Annotated in this window: 14 protein-coding genes; 13 read left to right on the top strand and 1 reads right to left on the bottom strand. The window is 66.4% G+C overall.

Annotated elements, in window-relative coordinates:
- On the top strand, positions 1-2,850 hold a 2,850-nt coding region (eprS, locus tag FFS27_RS10755), incomplete at its 5' end, for an autotransporter serine peptidase EprS (RefSeq protein ID WP_137952000.1).
- Between the two features lie 393 nt (positions 2,851-3,243).
- Here eprS and FFS27_RS10750 read toward each other — a convergent pair.
- Positions 3,244-3,675 carry a hypothetical protein gene (locus FFS27_RS10750; RefSeq protein ID WP_009313597.1) on the bottom strand — a complete coding sequence of 144 codons (432 nt, stop codon included), beginning with the start codon at positions 3,673-3,675 and terminating at the stop codon, positions 3,244-3,246.
- Between the two features lie 315 nt (positions 3,676-3,990).
- On the opposite strand from FFS27_RS10750, the gene argF reads away from it, so the two are divergent.
- The 12 genes from argF to FFS27_RS10685 all read left to right on the top strand — a co-directional run.
- Positions 3,991-4,908: an ornithine carbamoyltransferase gene (gene argF, locus FFS27_RS10745; protein WP_003092090.1), complete on the top strand. Its 918-nt coding sequence runs from the start codon at positions 3,991-3,993 to the stop codon at positions 4,906-4,908.
- Positions 4,909-4,912: 4 nt separating this feature from the next.
- Positions 4,913-5,995: an ABC transporter ATP-binding protein gene (locus tag FFS27_RS10740; protein ID WP_003092092.1), complete on the top strand. Its 1,083-nt coding sequence runs from the start codon at positions 4,913-4,915 to the stop codon at positions 5,993-5,995.
- 106 nt (positions 5,996-6,101) lie between these two features.
- Positions 6,102-6,881, top strand: a complete 780-nt coding sequence (yaaA, locus tag FFS27_RS10735) for a peroxide stress protein YaaA (protein ID WP_021265141.1) — start codon at positions 6,102-6,104, stop codon at positions 6,879-6,881.
- Between the two features lie 903 nt (positions 6,882-7,784).
- Positions 7,785-9,095 (top strand): GDP-mannose 6-dehydrogenase, encoded by a 1,311-nt coding sequence (gene algD, locus FFS27_RS10730; RefSeq protein ID WP_003110461.1) that lies wholly within the window; start codon positions 7,785-7,787, stop codon positions 9,093-9,095.
- A 139-nt stretch (positions 9,096-9,234) separates the two neighbouring features.
- The gene (gene alg8 / locus FFS27_RS10725) at positions 9,235-10,719 is read left to right on the top strand and encodes a mannuronan synthase (protein WP_003119545.1); all 1,485 of its coding nucleotides are present in this window, start codon (positions 9,235-9,237) and stop codon (positions 10,717-10,719) included.
- An 82-nt stretch (positions 10,720-10,801) separates the two neighbouring features.
- Positions 10,802-11,971, top strand: a complete 1,170-nt coding sequence (gene alg44 / locus FFS27_RS10720; protein ID WP_003092101.1) for an alginate biosynthesis protein Alg44 — start codon at positions 10,802-10,804, stop codon at positions 11,969-11,971.
- A 13-nt stretch (positions 11,972-11,984) separates the two neighbouring features.
- On the top strand, positions 11,985-13,412 hold the full coding sequence (algK, locus tag FFS27_RS10715; protein ID WP_023100876.1) for an alginate biosynthesis TPR repeat lipoprotein AlgK: 1,428 nt from the start codon (positions 11,985-11,987) through the stop codon (positions 13,410-13,412).
- Entirely contained in the window at positions 13,409-14,881 is a 1,473-nt protein-coding gene (algE, locus tag FFS27_RS10710; RefSeq protein ID WP_003092105.1) for an outer membrane porin AlgE, read from the top strand. Before algK ends, algE begins: the two co-directional genes overlap by 4 nt.
- Positions 14,882-14,901: 20 nt before the next feature.
- Positions 14,902-16,533 carry a mannuronan 5-epimerase AlgG gene (algG, locus tag FFS27_RS10705; RefSeq protein WP_058133417.1) on the top strand — a complete coding sequence of 544 codons (1,632 nt, stop codon included), beginning with the start codon at positions 14,902-14,904 and terminating at the stop codon, positions 16,531-16,533.
- Positions 16,534-16,545: 12 nt separating this feature from the next.
- Positions 16,546-17,970 carry an alginate biosynthesis protein AlgX gene (algX, locus tag FFS27_RS10700; protein WP_003092107.1) on the top strand — a complete coding sequence of 475 codons (1,425 nt, stop codon included), beginning with the start codon at positions 16,546-16,548 and terminating at the stop codon, positions 17,968-17,970.
- A gap of 3 nt (positions 17,971-17,973) precedes the next feature.
- Entirely contained in the window at positions 17,974-19,077 is a 1,104-nt protein-coding gene (gene algL / locus FFS27_RS10695) for an alginate biosynthesis protein AlgL (RefSeq protein WP_003092108.1), read from the top strand.
- 241 nt (positions 19,078-19,318) lie between these two features.
- The coding region (locus FFS27_RS10685; RefSeq protein ID WP_137951999.1) for an MBOAT family O-acyltransferase at positions 19,319-20,654 on the top strand (1,336 nt) is incomplete at its 3' end.

Below are 20,654 nucleotides of genomic sequence, written 5' to 3'. Positions count from 1 at the left end.
GCCGAATACCAGCAGGACTGGGGCCTGGAACGGATGCGGGCCGACCAGGCCTATGCCGCCGGCATCGACGGCCAGGACGTGAAGATCGGCGAGATGGACTCCGGTTTCGACCCGAGCCATCCGGATACCCCCGCCTCGCGCTACCAGCCGGTGACGGCCAGCGGCACCTATGTCGACGGCACGCCGTTCAGCGTCAGCGGCGCGATGAACGGCAACAACGACTCCCACGGCACCCACGTCGGCGGCACCCTCGGTGCCTCGCGCGACGGCGTCGGCATGCACGGGGTGGCCTACGCGGCACAGGTGTACGTCGCCAACACCAACCAGAACGACAGCTTCCTGTTCGGCCCGACGCCCGACCCGAACTATTTCAAGGCCGCCTACCAGGCGCTGGCCGACGCCGGGGTGCGGGCGATCAACAACAGTTGGGGCAGCCAGCCCAAGGACGTCAGCTACGAGACCCTCGACGGCCTGCACGCCGCCTATGCCCAGCACTACGGGCGCTCCACCTGGCTGGACGCCGCCGCCGGCGTCTCCCGCCAGGGCGTGATCAACGTCTTCAGCGCCGGCAACAGCGGCTACGCCAACGCCAGCGTGCGCTCCGCCCTGCCCTACTTCCAGCCGGACCTGGAAGGCCACTGGCTGGCCGTGTCCGGCCTCGACCAGCAGAACGGCCAGCGCTACAACCGCTGCGGCATCGCCAAGTACTGGTGCATCACCACGCCCGGCCGCCTGATCAACAGCACCATGCCCGACGGCGGCTATGCCAACAAGTCCGGTACCTCGATGGCCGCGCCCCACGCCACCGGCGCGCTGGCCCTGGTCATGCAGCGCTATCCGTACCTGAACAACGAGCAGGCGCTGCAGGTTCTGCTGACCACCGCCACCCAGCTCGACGGCACGCCGACCGGCGCCCCCACCGACACCGTCGGCTGGGGCGTGCCGGATCTCGGTCGGGCGATGCATGGGCCTGGACAATTGCTCGGCCGCTTCGAGGCCAACCTTCCGGCCGGCCTGCGCGACGAATGGAGCAACCCGATTTCCGATAGCGCCCTGCTCCAGCGCCAGGCCGAGGACGCCGCCGAGCACGCGGCCTGGCAGCGGACGCTGAAGGACAAGGGCTGGGAAAACGGCTTGCCGGCCGGTGCCAGCCAGCAGGAACGCACCGACTATGCCATCGGCATGGCCCGCGACCAGGCCGCCGCCCAGCGCCAGTACCAGGGCAGCCTGGTCAAGGCCGGTGCCGGCAGCCTGGTCCTGAGCGGCGACAGCACCTATCGCGGGCCGACCCTGGTCGATGGCGGGCTGCTCAGCGTCGACGGTTCGCTGCTGTCCGCCGTCGAAGTCAATGCCGGCGGCACCCTCGGCGGCAGCGGCAGGATCGGCGGCCTGCTGGCGCGCTCCGGCGGCACGGTGGCCGCGGGCAACTCCATCGGCACCCTGGAGGTCGCCGGGGACCTGCGCTTCGAATCCGGCTCGACCTACGCGGTGGAGCTTTCGGAAAGCGCCAGCGACCGGATCGTCGCCAGCGGCAAGGCGAGCCTCGCGGGCGGCAATGTCACCCTGGCCATGGAAAACAGCCCCGACCTGCTCAGCCAGTCCCAAGTCGAGAGCCTGGTCGGCCGCCGCTACGACATCCTCGACGCCGCCGGCGGCATCGACGGGCGCTTCGACGCGGTATTGCCGAACTACCTGTTCCTCGGCGGCACCCTGGACTACGCGGCCAACGCCATCCGCCTGGATATCGGACGCAACGGCACGGCCCTCGCCAGCGTCGCGCAGACGCCCAACCAGGCGGCGGTCGCTGGTGCCGTGGAAGCGCTCGGCGCCGGCAACCCGGTCTACGAAAGCCTGCTCCTGTCGGAAAACGCCGCAACCGCCCAACGGGCCTTCCAGCAATTGTCCGGGGAAATCTACCCGGCGCTCGCCGGCCTGTTGCTCAACGACAGCCGCTATCTGCGCGACAGCGTCGGCGAACGCCTGCGCCAGACCAGCGACGGCGAGGCCGGCGGGGAGGCTCCCGAAGGCTGGTTCAAGGCGCTCGGCTCCTGGGGCAAGAGCGCCGATGGCAGCCACGGCAGCGAAGGCTACCGGCATTCGGTCGGCGGCTTCCTGCTCGGCGTCGACAGCCAGGTCGCCAGCGACACGCGCCTCGGCCTGGTGGCCGGCTACAGCAACAGCTCGCTGAACATGGACAGCAGCCTGCAATCCTCCGCCAGCATCGACAGCTACCACCTCGGCGCCTACCTCGGCCGGCAATTGCAGCAATGGCGCCTGAGCCTCGGCGCGGCGCACGCCTGGCACCGCGCCGAGGTCAAGCGCGACCTGCAATACGGCGCCGTGGCCGGCAAGCAGAAGGCCAAGCTCGACGCACAGAGCAGCCAGTTGTTCGCCGAGGCCGCCTACGCGCTGGGCTGGCGCAGCCTGGAGCTGGAACCCTTCGCCGGGCTGGCCTACGTGCACGTCGCCAGCGATGACTTCCGCGAACGCGGTAGCGCCGCGGCCCTGGAGGGTGGCGACGACAACCTGGACGCCGCCTTCACCACCCTGGGCCTGCGCGCGAAACGGCATTTCGAGCTGGATGCCGAACGCCGCCTGGCGCTCTCCGGCACCCTCGGCTGGCGCCACAATCTGAGCGACACCACCCCGCAACGCCACCTGGCGTTCGCCAGCGGCAGCCAGCCATTCAGCGTGGAAAGCGTGGCCCTGTCCCGCGACGCCGCGCTGCTCGGCGTCGACGCCAGCCTTGCGGTGAATCGCGAAGTGAGCGTGCGGCTGGGCTACAACGGCCTGCTGGGCAGCCGCGAGAAGGACCATGGCGTCGGACTGGCCGTCGACTGGCGTTTCTGACTTCGGTTACGAGGGCATGCCGTCCGTTGGATGGGTTCCGGCGGGCGGCAAGGGGAAAAAGCCACTTCATTGCCCTCGGTCACGAAACCGCTGCAAATATGAGAAAAAGACCTAACTAAAGGATTCATGCGAAATGCATAGCGCTATACTGTCCATCCAGCGCTGTACTATCCCTTCCAGCGCTGATCGCGACCCGGTGCCCGCACCACCGTGCCGCACGAGCCCCGGAGATCCGCACCTCCGGGGCTCACCTTTTGCTCCTCTCGCGCCCTCCTTCCCCGGCTGAGCCCCTCCCCCTGCAAATCCGCGACGAATGGCCGCAATCCGGCAATCCGATGAACGAGCGGCCGAACGGCGGGCGCCCAGGCTGCCGGCGCACAGTCGCGGAACGGGTCAGGCCTGGCGGAAGAAGATCATGCCGAACAGCACCGCCAGGGCGCTGAGGAACGACAACCCGGTTTGCCCCAGGACCACCAGGATCGCGGCCGCCGCCGTGCTCAGCGCATGCCAGCCCCAGAGCAGGCACGACAGGTTGAGGACGATGCCGGCCAGGGCCAGGTGACGCTTGCGGCTGCGCCTGAGCAGGCCGGCCAGGCCCAGCACCAGGCCGCAGGTCGATACCGCGAAGACCGCCAGCAAGGCGGCGAACAGGCCGAGCAGATGGTTCTCGTCGCTGAGGTCGATCCGCTCGCCGAGCGCCAGCGCCATCACCGCCAGCGCGATGGCGACCCCGGCCAGGGCGAGGAACAGCGACAGGCCGCCCAGCCGCGATTGGCGCAATGGCCGTGCCGGCGGCGCGGCGGCGAGTGTTTCTCCCGTGTGCATGTTCGACCTCCCTGGTCCGAAACCCGCCTCCTCCATGAAGGCATTCGGGCGCGCACAGCATAAAGCGTCGCCCCGCCCAACCGATAGATCGACGAGGCGGGACTTTGGCGGCGGGACAACCGCGAAGACCCGGGGAAAAACCCCGTAACCCGCGCCTTCCAAGCCCCTCCTTGTGTTTCCGCGACATTTCCTTATAAGATCGCGCCTTCCCCTATTTTCCCGCACGTTGCGGTCCCGCCGCAGGTCCAGTCCCGTTTTCTCTCGCGAAAGCCGGCCAGTGCCTCGGCCAGCAGTAAAAATAAAAGGTAGTCAGCGATGAGCGTACGGCACTTTCTCTCGTTTATGGATTACAGCCCCGAAGAGCTGATCGGTCTGATCCGCCGCGGCAGCGAGCTGAAGGACCTGCGCAACCGAGGCGTGCTCTACGAGCCGCTGAAGAGCCGGGTCCTGGGCATGGTCTTCGAGAAGGCTTCGACCCGTACCCGCCTGTCCTTCGAAGCCGGGATGATCCAGCTCGGCGGCCAGGCGATCTTCCTCTCCCCGCGCGACACCCAGCTCGGCCGCGGCGAGCCGATCGGCGACAGCGCCCGGGTCATGTCGCGGATGCTCGACGGCGTGATGATCCGCACCTTCGCCCACGCCACCCTGACGGAATTCGCCGCGCACTCGAAGGTGCCGGTGATCAACGGCCTGTCCGACGACCTGCACCCCTGCCAGTTGCTCGCCGACATGCAGACCTTCCACGAGCACCGCGGCAGCATCCAGGGCAAGACCGTGGCCTGGATCGGCGACGGCAACAACATGTGCAACAGCTATATAGAAGCGGCGCTGAAGTTCGACTTCCAGTTGCGCGTGGCCTGCCCCGAGGGCTACGAGCCGAAGGCCGAGTTCGTCGCCCTTGCCGGCGACCGCCTGCGCGTCGTCCGCGACCCGCGCGAGGCGGTGGCCGGCGCGCACCTGGTGAGCACCGACGTGTGGGCCTCGATGGGCCAGGAAGACGAAGCCGCCGCGCGCATCGCCCTGTTCCGTCCCTACCAGGTGAACGCCGCGTTGCTCGATGGGGCCGCCGACGATGTACTATTCATGCACTGCCTGCCGGCCCACCGCGGCGAGGAAATCAGCGAAGAGTTGCTGGACGACCCGCGCTCGGTAGCCTGGGACCAGGCAGAGAACCGTCTGCACGCGCAGAAGGCCCTCCTCGAATTGCTGATCGAACACGCCCATTACGCCTGAGCCCATGAGCCACGACCTGCTGCTGAACCTGAAAGATCTCGCCTGCGGCTACGCCTCGCAGAAAGTGGTGCAGGACCTCGACCTGCACCTCAATGCCGGAGACATCGGCTGCCTGCTGGGTCCTTCGGGATGCGGCAAGACCACCACCCTGCGCGCCATCGCCGGCTTCGAGCCGGTGCTGGCCGGGCAGATCGAGCTGGGCGGCGAAGTCATCTCGCGTCCCGGCTTCACCCTGGCGCCGGAGAAACGCCGGATCGGCATGGTGTTCCAGGACTACGCGCTGTTCCCCCATCTCAGCGTGGCCGACAATGTCGGCTTCGGCATCCGCAAGCATCCACAACGCGAGCGCCTGGTGCGCGAGCTTCTGGAGCTGGTCAAGCTCGACCACCTCGCCGCGCGCCACCCCCACGAACTCTCCGGCGGCCAGCAACAACGGGTGGCCCTGGCCCGCGCGCTGGCGCCCGAACCGCTGTTGCTGCTGCTCGACGAACCCTTCTCCAACCTCGACGTGGAACTGCGCCGCAGCCTCAGCCAGGAGGTTCGCGAGATCCTCAAGGCACGCGGCACCAGCGCGATCCTGGTGACCCACGACCAGGAAGAAGCCTTCGCCGTCTGCGACCACATCGGCGTGTTCAAGGAAGGTCACCTGGAACAGTGGGACACCCCCTACAACCTCTACCACGAGCCGCTGACGCCCTTCGTCGCCAGCTTCGTCGGCCAGGGCTACTTCATTCGCGGCCAGTTGCTCAGCCCCGATACGGTGCAGACCGAACTCGGCGTGATCCGCGGCAATCGCGCCTACAGCCTGCCTTCCGGCAGCGCGGTAGACGTCCTGCTGCGCCCGGACGACCTGGTGCACGCGCCGCAGGGCGAGCTGAAGGCGCGGATCGTCGGCAAGACCTTCCTCGGCGCCGCCACCCTGTACCGCCTGCAATTGCCCACCGGTACCCAGCTGGAATCGATCTTCCCCAGCCATGCCGACCACCAGCCGGGCGATGACGTCGGTATCCGCGTCGCCGCCGACCACCTGGTGGTGTTCGCCGCCCGGGGCAGCGTCGCCGCGCACCTCGCTCCCGTCCAGGCCTGATACCTCGGCGCCGTTCGGTCGGCGGCGCCTTTCCCTATCGACCGCATAGGTGGAGCCGGACGTCTCCAGCCCCTACAATCGCCCGACGATTCGAGGAGCCTGAACGATGCTGATGGTGATTTCCCCCGCCAAGACCCTGGACTACGAGACCCCGCCGGTCACCCACCGCTTCACCCAGCCGCAATACCTGGACCACGCCCAGGAACTGATCCAGCAACTGCGCCAGCTCACGCCGCTGCAGATCAGCGAACTGATGAAGCTTTCCGACAAGCTCGCCGGCCTGAATGCCGCTCGCTACGCCAGCTGGCATCCGGAGTTCACCCCGGAGAACGCCAAGCAGGCGTTGCTCGCCTTCAAGGGCGATGTCTACACCGGCCTCAACGCGGAAGACTTCGGCGAGGACGATTTCGCCTTCGCCCAGGATCACCTGCGCATGCTCTCCGGTCTCTACGGCGTGCTGCGCCCGCTCGACCTCATGCAGCCCTATCGACTGGAAATGGGCACCCGCCTGGCCAACGCCCGTGGCAAGGATCTCTACGCCTTCTGGGGCGAGCGTATCACCCAGTGGCTGAACGAAGCGCTGGCCGCCCAGGGCGACGATGTGCTGCTCAACCTGGCTTCCAACGAGTACTTCGGCGCGGTGAAGCGCAAGGCGCTGCAAGCGCGGGTCATCGACACCGAGTTCAAGGACCTGAAGAACGGCCAGTACAAGATCATCAGCTTCTACGCCAAGAAGGCTCGCGGCATGATGGCTCGCTACGTGATCCGCGAGCGCCTGCGCGACCCGGCCGGGCTGAAGGACTTCAACGCCCACGGCTATTACTTCAGCGCCGAGCAGTCCGGCCCGGATCAGCTGGTATTCCTCAGGGACGCCCCGCAAGACTGACCTCCCCCGGCCCGCCGCCCTGGCGGGCCGCTCCTCTTTCGGCACGCCGACGCCTCCTGGCGCTGGAGCGTTCGTCCCTCCGAGGCTCTGCTGCGCCGTCTTTCTCCCCGGAAAAGCCCTTGTGGCGAATAGGCCTACTCAACCGTTCGTCTGCAAGTCATGCGGAACTGCATCACATTTTTTCACACCCAGCCCACCTGCTTTTTCCCAATTCGAGGCGGAAATGCCATCTCCGGCGTAATCCATTGGCCATTACCAGCCTCCCGCCATCACATGCAAATTACGATTGCAAAGTGCATGGGTCGAAGATTAAGGAATCCTTAAGGTTTGCTTAAGGCGGTAAAAGCGGCTTCTGTTTCATTCCGGTGACGCGGAACTTTCAGGCGCCATGCATTCTGCAACTAGTGGCCATTGGCAGGCATTTAACGGAAAGGCCATCAAGTTGGTATCAAGTGATATCAAACGGATATTTCCAAATATTTCGCGAGCGGGACAAACGGCCGGAACTTCCCTCGCAGAGAAAACATCCTATCACCGCGATGCCTATCGATAGTTATGGGCAGAGCAACTTGAAACCGTCTCGAATAATCGGACCCCGCTCCGAGGGACAAACTCAACCTGTTGAAATTAAAGGTCTTTAGAAACTTGAATTCTATGGACCGAACTAAAACGAAGCATCCAAGGTCGGGTTATGCACCGTTATTGAAACCCACCTGAAACATTAAAGGGCATGAACTTATAACTTGCCCTATTAGAGTGCCGAACAACTAAGCACTCTATTCGAAACTGCCTGAAGGCGGATCAAGGGCTCTGGATCGGGGCTCGTAGTAACGGCTCGCCAGATAGGGAAGTGGCCATACGGCCACCTCATTAACGGCGCGACAAACAATCGAGGTGAATGCGATGCGAATCAGCATCTTTGGTTTGGGCTATGTCGGTGCAGTATGTGCTGGCTGCCTGTCGGCACGCGGTCATGAAGTCATTGGTGTGGATGTCTCCAGCACCAAGATCGACCTGATCAACCAGGGCAAGTCGCCCATCGTCGAACCGGGCCTGGAAGCGTTGTTGCAGCAAGGCCGGCAGACCGGACGGCTGTCGGGCACCACCGACTTCAAGAAGGCCGTGCTGGACTCCGACGTATCGTTCATCTGCGTCGGCACGCCGAGCAAGAAGAACGGCGACCTGGACCTGGGCTACATCGAGACCGTCTGCCGCGAGATCGGCTTCGCCATCCGCGAGAAGTCCGAACGCCACACCGTGGTGGTGCGCAGCACCGTACTGCCGGGCACCGTCAACAACGTGGTGATCCCGCTGATCGAGGACTGCTCGGGCAAGAAGGCCGGGGTCGACTTCGGCGTCGGCACCAACCCCGAATTCCTCCGCGAGAGCACCGCGATCAAGGACTACGACTTCCCGCCGATGACCGTGATCGGCGAACTGGACAAGCAGACCGGCGACCTTCTCGAGGAAATCTACCGCGAGCTGGACGCGCCGATCATCCGCAAGACCGTCGAGGTCGCCGAGATGATCAAGTACACCTGCAACGTCTGGCACGCCGCCAAGGTCACCTTCGCCAACGAGATCGGCAACATCGCCAAGGCGGTCGGCGTCGACGGCCGCGAGGTGATGGACGTGATCTGCCAGGACCACAAGCTCAACCTGTCGCGCTACTACATGCGTCCCGGCTTCGCCTTCGGCGGCTCCTGCCTGCCCAAGGATGTACGCGCCCTCACCTATCGCGCCAGCCAGCTGGACGTCGAGCACCCGATGCTCGGTTCGTTGATGCGCAGCAACTCCAACCAGGTGCAGAAGGCCTTCGATCTCATCACCAGCCACGACACCCGCAAGGTCGGCCTGCTCGGCCTGTCGTTCAAGGCCGGCACCGACGATTTGCGCGAAAGCCCGCTGGTGGAGCTGGCCGAGATGCTCATCGGCAAGGGCTACGAGTTGCGCATCTTCGACCGCAACGTCGAATACGCGCGTGTCCACGGGGCCAACAAGGAATACATCGAGTCGAAGATCCCGCACGTCTCCTCACTGCTGGTCTCCGACCTCGACGAAGTGGTGGCGAGTTCCGATGTGCTGGTGCTGGGCAATGGCGACGAGCTGTTCGTCGACCTGGTGAACAAGACCCCGAGCGGCAAGAAGCTGGTCGACCTGGTGGGCTTCATGCCGCACACCACCACTGCCCAGGCCGAGGGCATCTGCTGGTAGCGGGCCGCCCCCTGGCCCCGTGAGCCGGTAAAGAACCTCTTTATCGCCCTCGGACCGAAGGCCGTCTCCGCGGCGTGCGCCATAACAACAACAAGCGCACGCCGGCGTCGAGGCCAAGGTCCCCAGCCCGATGGAACTGATGATGGAAACTTACAAACGTGGCCTCGCCGAAGCCACCGGCTGGCTGGTGTTCCTCAGCCTGCTGATGGTGCTCGCGCTGGCAGTGCCGAAGACCGTGTTCGACGCCGACTCCAAGGATTTCATCCTGCTTATCGGCGCCGTCGGCATCTGGCGCTACTCCATGGGCGGCGTGCACTTCCTGCGCGGCATGCTGTTCCTCCACGTGGTCTACCCGTACTACCGCCGGCGCGTGCGCCAGTTGGGCAGCGCGGCCGACCCGTCGCACGTGTTCCTGATGGTCACCAGTTTCCGCATCGACGCCCTGACCACTGCCATGGTCTATCGCTCGGTGATCCGCGAAGCCATCGACAGCGGCTACCCGACCACCGTGGTCTGCTCCATCGTCGAGATGTCCGACGAGGTCCTGGTCCGTTCTCTGTGGGAGAAGATGAACCCGCCGGACCGGGTCAGCCTCGACTTCGTGCGGATTCCCGGCACCGGCAAGCGCGACGGCCTGGCCTATGGCTTCCGCGCGATTTCCCGGCACCTGCCGGACGACGACGCGGTGGTCGCGGTGATCGACGGCGACACCGTGCTCGACCACGGCGTGGTGAAGAAGACCGTGCCCTGGTTCAAGCTCTTCCCCAACGTCGGCGGCCTCACCACCAATGAATTCTGCGAAGTGCAGGGCGGCTACGTGATGAGCGAGTGGCACAAGCTGCGCTTCGCCCAGCGCCACATCAACATGTGCTCGATGGCCCTGTCCAAGCGCGTGCTGACCATGACCGGACGGATGTCGGTGTTCCGCGCCCGGGTGGTGACCAACCCCGAGTTCATCACCGACGTCGAGAACGACCACCTGGAGCACTGGCGCCTGGGTCGCTTCAAGTTCCTCACCGGTGACGACAAGTCCAGCTGGTTCAGCCTGATGCGCCTGGGCTACGACACCTTCTACGTGCCCGACGCGGCGATCAACACGGTAGAGCACCCGCCGGAGAAGAGCTTCATCAAGGCCAGCCGCAAGCTGATGTACCGCTGGTACGGCAACAACCTGCGGCAGAACTCGCGCGCGCTCAAGCTCGGCGCGCGGCGCCTGGGCTGGTTCACCATGCTGGTGCTGTTCGACCAGCGCGTCTCGATGTGGACCAGCCTGCTCGGCCTGGTGGTGGCGATCCTCGCCAGCCTCAAGTACAGCATCGCCTTCCTGCTGGTGTACCTGCTCTGGATCGGCCTCACCCGCCTGGTGCTGACCCTGCTCCTCTCGCTCTCCGGGCACCGCATCGGCCCGGCCTATCCGCTGATCCTCTATTACAACCAGATCGTCGGCGCGCTGGTGAAGATCTACGTGTTCTTCCGCCTCGACCGGCAGTCCTGGACCCGCCAGCCGACCAAGCTGGAGCGCGGCCTGGCCAGCTTCCAGCGCTGGTTCAACGCCTGGTCGTCGCGGGCCATGACCTTCTCTGCCGCCAGCATCTTCGTCGCCGTGCTGCTGACCATCGTATGACCACCGAATCGACTACGGACAACGCCAGGGCCGCGGCCCGCGCGCAAATCGACCCAGATTGGACCGAACAGGACCCGACACCATGAATACAGCCGTCAACGTCAACGTCGTGCACGAATCCGAAGCCCAGCGCCAGTTCGCCCGGGTCAAGCTGCCGGCGCGCATCCGCTACATCGGCGCCAACCGCGAAGGCGTCGACGCACGCCTGCTGGATCTCTCCGCCGGCGGCTTCGCCTTCACCGCGAGCGGCGCGCCGATCCAGCCCGGCGACCTGTACAAGGGCAAGCTGCTGTTCCAGGTCGACAGCATCAGCTTTTCCCTCGAAGTGGAGTTCCAGGTGCGCTCGGTGGACCCCGCCAGCCGCCGGGTCGGCTGCGAGTTCCAGAACCTCAAGCCGCGCGAGGTGGCGGCCCTGCGCTACCTGATCACCTCCTACCTGGCCGGCGAGGTGATCGGCGTCGGCGACATGCTCAATACCCTCCAGCGCGAGAACTTCACCAAGGCCCGCAAGCAGGGCGGCGGCAACGGCGGGATGGGTTTCTTCGGCCGGGTCCGGGCGGTGACCCTGAGCACCGCGATCTTCGTCGTCGGAGTCGGCGCCTTCGCCTTCATCCTCAACCAGATGTACAACCTGTACTTCGTCACCCATGCCGATTCCGGCGTGGTCAGCGTCCCCAACCAGCAGATCACCATGCCCCGCGAGGGCACCGTGCAGAGCCTTCTCGGGCCCAACGCGGAAGTCGCCAAAGGCGCGCCGATCGCCACCTTCTCGGCCAACCTGCTGGACATGCTCAAGGGCAACCTGACCGAGGAGCAGCTCAACCCGGGCAACATCGAGAAGCTCTTCGGCCACCAGATGAAAGGGACCCTGACCAGCCCCTGCGACTGCCGCGTGGTCCAGCAACTGGTAGCCGACGGGCAATACGCCAACAAGGGCCAGGTGATCTTCACCCTCGCGCCGCGCGACAGCGTGGCCAGCATCGAGGCGCGCTTCCCCTACCGCAACGCCGCCGAGCTGGCGCCGGGCACCCGGGTGAACTTCCAGGTCGCCGGCGACGGCGTCAACCGCAGCGGCCGCATCGTCAACACCGCGCCGGTGGACGGCGACCTGTCCTCGGAAATCCGCGTGCAGATCCAGCCCGACCAGCCGCTCGACGCCCAGTACGCCGGCCGCCCGGCCGAGGTCAGCATCGGCGGCCTGCCCGGCCGCACCCTGCTGAACAAGGCCGTGACCCTGGCCACCGCTCGCTGACCGGTACCCGACCATGAAGATGCCCATCCTCCCTCCCCTGCCCCTGGCGTCCCGGCACCTGCTGCTGGCCTCGGCCATCGCCCTGGCCGCCGGCTGCGCCGGGCTGCCCGACCAGCGCCTGGCCCAGGAGGCCCTGGAGCGCGGCGACCTCGCCACCGCCCAGAGCAACTACCAGGCCCTGGCCGCGATGGGTTACGCCGACGCCCAGGTCGGCCTCGCCGACATGCAGGTCGCCAGCGGCGACAGCGCCCAGCAGGCCAAGGCCGAAAAGCTCTACCGCGAGGCCGCGCAGACCTCGCCGCGGGCCCGCGCGCGCCTTGGCAAGTGGCTGGCTGCCAAGCCCGGCGCCAGCGACGCCGAGCACCGCGAGGCCGAGCGCCTGCTCAGCCAGGCCTTCGAACAGGGCGAGGACAGTGCCCTGGTGCCGCTCATCGTGCTCTACCTGCAATACCCGCAGTCCTGGCCGGAAATCGACCCGCAGCAGCGCATCGACCAGTGGCGCGCGCGCGGACTGCCGCAGGCCGACCTGGCGCAGATCATCCTCTACCGCACCCAGGGCACCTACGCCCAGCACCTGGGCGAGATCGAGCAGGTCTGCCAGCGCTGGCTGCGGCGCATGGACGTGTGCTGGTACGAACTGGCCACGGTCTACCAGATGCAGGGCAACGCGGAAAAGCAGAAGGCCCTGCTCGAACAGCTGCGCGCCGCCTACAAGGCCGGCCGGGTGCCCGGAGAGCGGGTCGACTCGGTGGCCGGGGTGCTCGCCGACGGCGAACTCGGCCAGCCCGACCCGCAGACCGCCCAGGCGCTGCTGGAAGAGATCGCGCCGAGCTACCCCGCGGCCTGGGTCAGCCTGGCCAAGCTGCTCTACGACTATCCCGACCAGGGTGACCTGGAAAAGATGCTCGGCTACCTGAAGAACGCCCAGGACGCCGCCCAGCCACGCGCCGAACTGCTCCTCGGGCGCCTCTACTACGACGGCAAGTGGGCGCCGCAGGACCCGCACAAGGCCGAGCGGCACCTGCTCAAGGCCGCCGCCAGCGAACCCCAGGCCAACTACTACCTGGGGCAGATCTACCGCCGCGGCTTCCTCGGCAAGGTCTATCCGCAGAAGGCCGTCGACCACCTGATCCTCGCCGCCCGCGCCGGCCAGGCCAGCGCCGACATGGCCCTGGCCCAGCTCTGGTCGCAGGGCCGCGGCATCCAGCCGAACCGGGTCAACGCCTACGTCTTCGGCCAGCTCGCCGTGCAGCAGCAGGTACCGCAGGCCAGCGACCTGCTCGGGCAGATCGAAGCGCAACTGCCGCCGGCCGAACGCAGCCAGGCGCAGCAATTGCTCAAGCGCGAACAACAGAGCCGCGGCAACAACTGGCAGGCCACCGTCAGCCTGCTGCAGAGCCAGGACTCGCCGATCAACGAAGAAGAGCCAGAAAGCCTATGAACAGCTCCCGTTCCGTCAACCCGCGGCCGTCCTTCGCGCCGCGCGCCCTGTCCCTGGCCATCGCCCTGCTGCTCGGCGCGCCGGCGTTCGCCGCCAACAGCGGCGAGGCGCCGAAGAACTTCGGCCTGGACGTGAAGATCACCGGCGAATCGGAAAACGATCGCGACCTCGGCACCGCTCCCGGCGGCACCCTCAACGACATCGGTATCGACCTGCGGCCCTGGGCCTTCGGCCAGTGGGGCGACTGGAGCGCCTACTTCATGGGCCAGGCGGTGGCCGCCACCGACACCATCGAGACCGACACCCTGCAATCGGACACCGACGACGGCAACAACAGCCGCAACGACGGTCGCGAGCCGGACAAGAGCTACCTCGCCGCACGCGAATTCTGGGTCGACTACGCCGGCCTCACCGCCTACCCCGGCGAGCACCTGCGCTTCGGCCGCCAGCGCCTGCGGGAAGACAGCGGCCAGTGGCAGGACACCAACATCGAGGCGCTGAACTGGAGCTTCGAGACCACCCTGCTCAACGCCCACGCCGGGGTCGCCCAGCGTTTCAGCGAATACCGCACCGACCTCGACGAACTGGCTCCGGAGGACAAGGACCGCACCCATGTGTTCGGCGACATCTCCACCCAGTGGGCGCCGCACCACCGCATCGGCGTGCGCATCCACCACGCCGACGACAGCGGCCACCTGCGCCGCCCCGGCGAGGAAGTCGACAACCTCGACAAGACCTATACCGGCCAGCTCACCTGGCTCGGCATCGAGGCTACCGGCGATGCCTACAACTATCGTTCGAGCATGCCGCTGAACTACTGGGCCAGCGCCACCTGGCTGACCGGCGACCGCGACAACCTGACCACCACCACGGTCGACGACCGGCGCATCGCCACCGGCAAGCAGAGCGGCGACGTCAATGCCTTCGGCGTCGACCTCGGCCTGCGCTGGAACATCGACGAGCAGTGGAAGGCCGGCGTCGGCTACGCCCGTGGCAGCGGCGGTGGCAAGGACGGCGAGGAGCAGTTCCAGCAGACCGGTCTGGAGAGCAATCGCTCCAACTTCACCGGCACCCGCTCGCGCGTGCACCGCTTCGGCGAAGCCTTCCGCGGCGAACTGAGCAACCTCCAGGCAGCCACCCTGTTCGGCTCCTGGCAACTGCGCGAGGACTACGACGCGAGCCTGGTCTACCACAAGTTCTGGCGCGTCGACGACGACTCCGACATCGGCACCAGCGGCATCAACGCCGCCCTGCAACCGGGCGAGAAGGACATCGGCCAGGAACTCGACCTGGTGGTGACCAAGTACTTCAAGCAAGGCCTGCTGCCGGCCTCGATGAGCCAGTACGTCGACGAGCCCTCGGCGCTGATCCGCTTCCGCGGCGGCCTGTTCAAGCCGGGCGATGCCTACGGGCCGGGCACCGACTCGACCATGCACCGCGCCTTCGTCGACTTCATCTGGCGCTTCTGAGCCCCGCGAGGAAACCGGACATGCTCGACATTTCCCTTTCGATCCCCCACCGCCGGCTCCCGCGCCTGCGCCCGCTGGCCGCGGCAGTGCTCGGCGCGGTACTGCTGCACGGCCAGGCGTGGGCGGCGCAACCGGTGGAGAAACCGCAGCCGGTCCCGGCGCAGGCCAGCAACGAGCCGGGCCTGACCCAGGGACTGAAGGAAACCGGCAACTACACGGTGACCACCGCGCCGGCCGAGCCGCTGCACCTGGACCCGCCGAAACTGCCCGACCTCTCCGGCTACACCGCCGCCGCGGTGGAAGCCAAGATCGTGCGCAAGCCGGGTGGCCGCGCCAGCGTGCAGCGGATGGTCCAGCAGCAGCCGCTGAAGGAGTTCACCGGTGGCAGCAACCGCCTCGCCGAATGGGTCAAGCGCCAGCGCCAGATGCCCCAGGCGATCTTCATCGAAGGCGGCTACGTGAACCTCGCCCAGCTCGCCGGCAAGCTTCCCGCCAGCGCGCTGGAACAGGTCGAGCCGGGGGTGTTCGTCGCCCGCCTGCCTATCGTGGTCAGCCAGGGCGCGACCCTCGACATCGACAAGCAGGTCAAGGAACTGCGCCTGTCCCAGGAGCGCGGCGCGTTCCTGGTCAACGACGGCATGCTGTTCGTCCGCGACAGCAAGGTCACCGGCTGGAGCGAATCGAAGAAGGAGCCGGCCTGGTTCAAGACGCCCAACGAGTTCCGTCCGTTCCTGATCTCCTGGGGCGGCGCCGAGGTGTACCTGAGCAACAGCACCTTCACCAGCTTCGGCTACAACGCCTCCAAGGCCTACGGCATCTCCATCTCGCAGTACAGCCCGGGCATGGACAAGCAGATGAAGCGCCCGCGCCCCAAGGGCTGGGTGATCGACTCGACCATCGTCGACAGCTGGTACGGCTTCTATTGCTACGAGGCCGACGACCTGGTGGTGAAGGGCAACACCTACCGCGACAACATCGTCTACGGCATCGACCCGCACGACCGTTCGCACCGCCTGATCATCGCCGACAACACCGTCCACGGGACCAGGAAGAAGCACGGCATCATCGTCTCGCGGGAAGTCAACGACAGCTTCATCTTCAACAACCGCAGCTACGAGAACAAGCTTTCCGGGATCGTCCTCGACCGTAACAGCGAGGGCAACCTGGTGGCCTACAACGAGGTCTATCGCAACCATTCCGACGGCATCACCCTCTACGAGAGCGGCGACAACCTGCTCTGGGGCAACCAGGTCCTGGCCAACCGCCGCCACGGCATCCGCGTGCGCAACAGCGTGAACATCCGCCTCTACGAGAACCTCGCGGCGGGCAACCAGCTGATCGGCGTGTACGGCCACATCAAGGACCTCACCAACACCGACCGCAACATCGCCCTCGACCCGTTCGACACCAAGGTCTCGCTGATCGTGGTCGGCGGCAAGCTCGCCGGCAACGGCTCCGGCCCGCTCTCGGTGGATTCGCCGCTGAGCCTCGAACTGTACCGGGTGGCGATGCTCGCCCCGACCAAATCCTCCGGCATCAGCCTGCCCGGCGTTCTCGGCGAGAAGCAGGACCAGATCCTCGACCTGCTGGTGCGCCAGGACAAGGCGGTGCTGATCGACCCCGTGGAAAGCCAGGCCGAACTCCAGGACTGAGGACCCAGACGCATGAAAACCCGCACTTCCCGACTGTTCCGCCTGAGCGCCCTGGCCGCCGGCCTCTGCCTGGCCCAGGCAGCCCTGGCCGCCGACCCCGGCGCGGCGCCGAGCTACCAGGCGCTGCCGGCCGGCAACCTGTGCCCGGCCGCCGCCGACGACTCGCGCTACAACACCAAGTACCTGGGCTTCTTCACCCACCTGGTGCAGGCCCAGGACGACTGGCTGTTCCGCACCACCTACGACCTGCGTACCGACTTCGGCACCAGCGCCGAAGGCTGGCGCGAACTCCGCGCACTGCGCGACGAACTCAAGCGCAAGGGCATCGAGCTGGTGGTGGTCTACCAGCCGACCCGCGGCCTGGTGAACCGCGAGAAGCTCAGTCCGGCGGAAAAGGCCGGCTTCGACTACGAGCTGGCGAAGAAGAACTACCTGGCGACCATCGCCCGCTTCCGCCAGGCCGGCATCTGGACCCCGGACTTCTCGCCGCTGTTCGACGAGAAGGAGGAGCACGCCTACTACTTCAAGGGCGACCACCACTGGACTCCCCATGGCGCCCGGCGCAGCGCGAAGATCGTGGCCGAGACGCTGAAGCAGGTGCCCGGCTTCGAGGAGATCCCGAAGAAGCAGTTCGAAAGCAAGCGCGTCGGCCTGCTGTCCAAGCTCGGCACCTTCCACAAGGCCGCCGCGCAACTCTGCGGCAACAGCTACGCCACCCAGTACGTCGACCGCTTCGAGACCGAGCCGGTGGGCGCCAGCGACAGCGGCGACCTGTTCGGCGACGGCGGCAACCCGCAGATCGCCCTGGTCGGCACCTCCAACAGCGGCCCGGCCTACAACTTCGCCGGCTTCCTGGAGGAGTTCAGCGGCGCCGACATCCTCAACAACGCGGTGTCCGGCGGCGGCTTCGACAGTTCGCTGCTGGCGTACATGACCAGCGAGGAATTCCACAAGAACCCGCCGAAGATCCTCATCTGGGAATTCGCCACCCACTACGACATGGCGCAGAAGAGCTTCTACCGCCAGGCCATGCCGCTGGTGGACAACGGCTGCTCCGGCCGGAAGACCGTGCTCAGCCGCAAGGTCAAGCTGCGCCAGGGCCGCAACGAGGTGCTGCTGAACAGCGCCGCGCTACCGATCCGCAGCGGCAGCTACGTCGCCGACGTGACCTACAGCGACCCTTCGGTACACGAGTTGAAGAACACCATCTGGTACATGAACGGCCGCCGCGAGCAGTTGAAGATCGAGCAGTCGAAAGCCGTCGATACCGGCGGCCGCTACGTCTTCCAGCTGCGCAACGACAGCGACTGGGCCGACCAGCAGTTCCTTTCCCTGGAAATCGAAGCGCCGGAGGACATGCCCCAGGGCCTGGAGGTCCAGGCCAGCATCTGCCAGGCGGCGCCCGCCAAGGCCAGCCAGTCGGTGGCCGGGAGGTAAACGATGAAAACGTCCCACCTGATCCGTATCGCCCTGCCCGGCGCCCTCGCCGCGGCATTGCTCGCCAGCCAGGTCAGCCAGGCCGCCGACCTGGTACCCCCGCCCGGCTACTACGCGGCGGTCGGCGAGCGCAAGGGCAGCGCCGGCAGTTGCCCCGCGGTGCCGCCGCCGTATACCGGCAGCCTGGTCTTCACCAGCAAGTACGAAGGCTCCGATTCGGCGCGGGCGACCCTCAACGTCAAGGCGGAGAAGACCTTCCGCTCGCAGATCAAGGACATCACCGACATGGAGCGCGGCGCCACCAAGCTGGTCACCCAGTACATGCGCAGCGGCCGCGACGGCGACCTGGCCTGCGCACTGAACTGGATGAGCGCCTGGGCCCGCGCCGGCGCCCTGCAGAGCGACGACTTCAACCACACCGGCAAGTCCATGCGCAAATGGGCGCTGGGCAGCCTCTCCGGCGCCTACATGCGCCTGAAGTTCTCCAGCTCGCGGCCGCTCGCGGCCCACGCCGAGCAGAGCCGGGAAATCGAGGACTGGTTCGCCCGGCTCGGCACCCAGGTAGTCCGCGACTGGAGCGGCCTGCCGCTGAAGAAGATCAACAACCATTCCTACTGGGCGGCCTGGTCGGTGATGTCCACCGCGGTGGTGACCAACCGCCGCGACCTCTTCGACTGGGCGGTGAGCGAGTTCAAGGTCGCCGCCAACCAGGTCGACGAGCAGGGCTTCCTGCCCAACGAACTCAAGCGCCGCCAGCGCGCCCTCGCCTACCACAACTATGCGCTGCCGCCGCTGGCGATGATCGCCGCGTTCGCCCAGGTCAACGGCGTCGACCTGCGCCAGGAGAACCACGGCGCCCTGCAGCGCCTGGCCGAGCGGGTGATGAAGGGGGTCGACGACGAGGAAACCTTCGAGGAGAAGACCGGCGAGGACCAGGACATGACCGACCTCAAGGTCGACAACAAGTACGCCTGGCTGGAGCCCTACTGCGCCCTCTACCGCTGCGAGCCGAAGATGCTCGAGGCGAAGAAGGACCGCGAGCCGTTCAACAGTTTCCGCCTCGGCGGCGAAGTGACGCGGGTGTTCAGCCGCGAAGGGGGAAGTTGAGGGCGTGGCGGGAAGCGGGCGCACAGGCCGGGGGCCACGCGCCCCTCTACCCCGCTCGCCGACCAGGCGTCCCACCAGGCGCCACACCCCGACCCATGCGCGACAGACGCGGGCGGGCGCAACACCTTAGGCAACACCACGGGGAGGAAAACGGCGGGTCGTCCCGCCTTTCCTCGAGCGCTCCAGGGCGCGGAAAGGCAGGGCCGACCTGAATGGTTGACGCTCTAGAGAGAGAGACGGCATGGTCTTTTCTTCAAACGTGTTCCTGTTCCTGTTCCTGCCGGTCTTTCTCGGCCTGTACTACCTGAGCGGCGAACGTTACCGGAACCTGCTGCTGCTGATCGCCAGCTACGTGTTCTACGCCTGGTGGCGGGTGGACTTCCTCCTGCTGTTCGCCGGGGTCACCGTCTTCAACTACTGGATCGGCCTGCGCATCGGCGCCGCCGGCGTACGCACCAGGGCCGCGCAACGCTGGCTGATCCTCGGCGTGGTGGTCGACCTCTGCGTGCTCGGCTACTTCAAGTACGCCAACTTCGGCGTCGACAGCCTCAACGAGATCATCACCTCGTTCGGCATGCAGCCGTTCGTGCTGACCCACATCCTGCTGCCGATCGGCATCTCCTTCTACACCTTCGAGTCGATCAGCTACATCATCGACGTCTACCGCGGCGATACCCCGGCGACCCACAACCTGATCGACTTCGCCGCCTTCGTCGCGATCTTCCCGCACCTGATCGCCGGCCCGGTGCTGCGCTTCAAGGACCTGGTCGACCAGTTCAACCACCGCACCCACACTGTCGACAAGTTCGCCGAAGGCTGCACCCGCTTCATGCAGGGCTTCGTCAAGAAGGTGTTCATCGCCGACACCCTGGCCGCCCTCGCCGACCACTGCTTCGCCCTGCAGAACCCGACCACCGGCGACGCCTGGCTCGGCGCCCTGGCCTACACCGCGCAGCTCTACTTCGACTTCTCCGGCTACAGCGACATGGCCATCGGCCTCGGCCTGATGATGGGCTTCCGCTTCATGGAGAACTTCAACCAGCCCTACATCAGCCAGTCGATCACCGAGTTCTGGCGGCGCTGGCACATCAGCCTGTCGACCTGGCTGCGCGACTACCTCTACATCAGCCTGGGCGGCAACCGCGGCAGCACCTTCCAGACCTACCGCAACCTGTTCCTGACCATGCTCCTCGGCGGCCTGTGGCACGGCGCCAACTTCACCTACATCATCTGGGGCGCCTGGCACGGCATGTGGCTGGCGATCGAGCGGGCCCTCGGAGTGAACGCCGCGCCGCGCGTGCTCAACCCTTTGAAGTGGGCGTTCACCTTCCTCCTGGTGGTGATCGGCTGGGTGATCTTCCGCGCCGAGAACCTGCAGGTCGCCTGGCGCATGTACGAAGCCATGTTCAGCTTCGGCACCTGGCAGCTCTCCGAACTGAACCGCGCCAGCCTCACCGGCCTGCAGGTCGGCACCCTGGTCCTGGCCTACCTGGTGCTGGCGTTCTTCGGCCTGCGCCAGTTCTACAACCAGCCATTGCAGACCAAGGCGCCCAAGGCCGCGGCGAACAGCGACGAAG

The organism is Pseudomonas sp. 2VD (assembly GCF_005503585.1).
Lineage (GTDB): Bacteria > Pseudomonadota > Gammaproteobacteria > Pseudomonadales > Pseudomonadaceae > Pseudomonas > Pseudomonas aeruginosa.
Note: the sequence above shows the minus strand (reverse complement) of the source record. Positions and strands in the feature narration are given on the sequence as shown.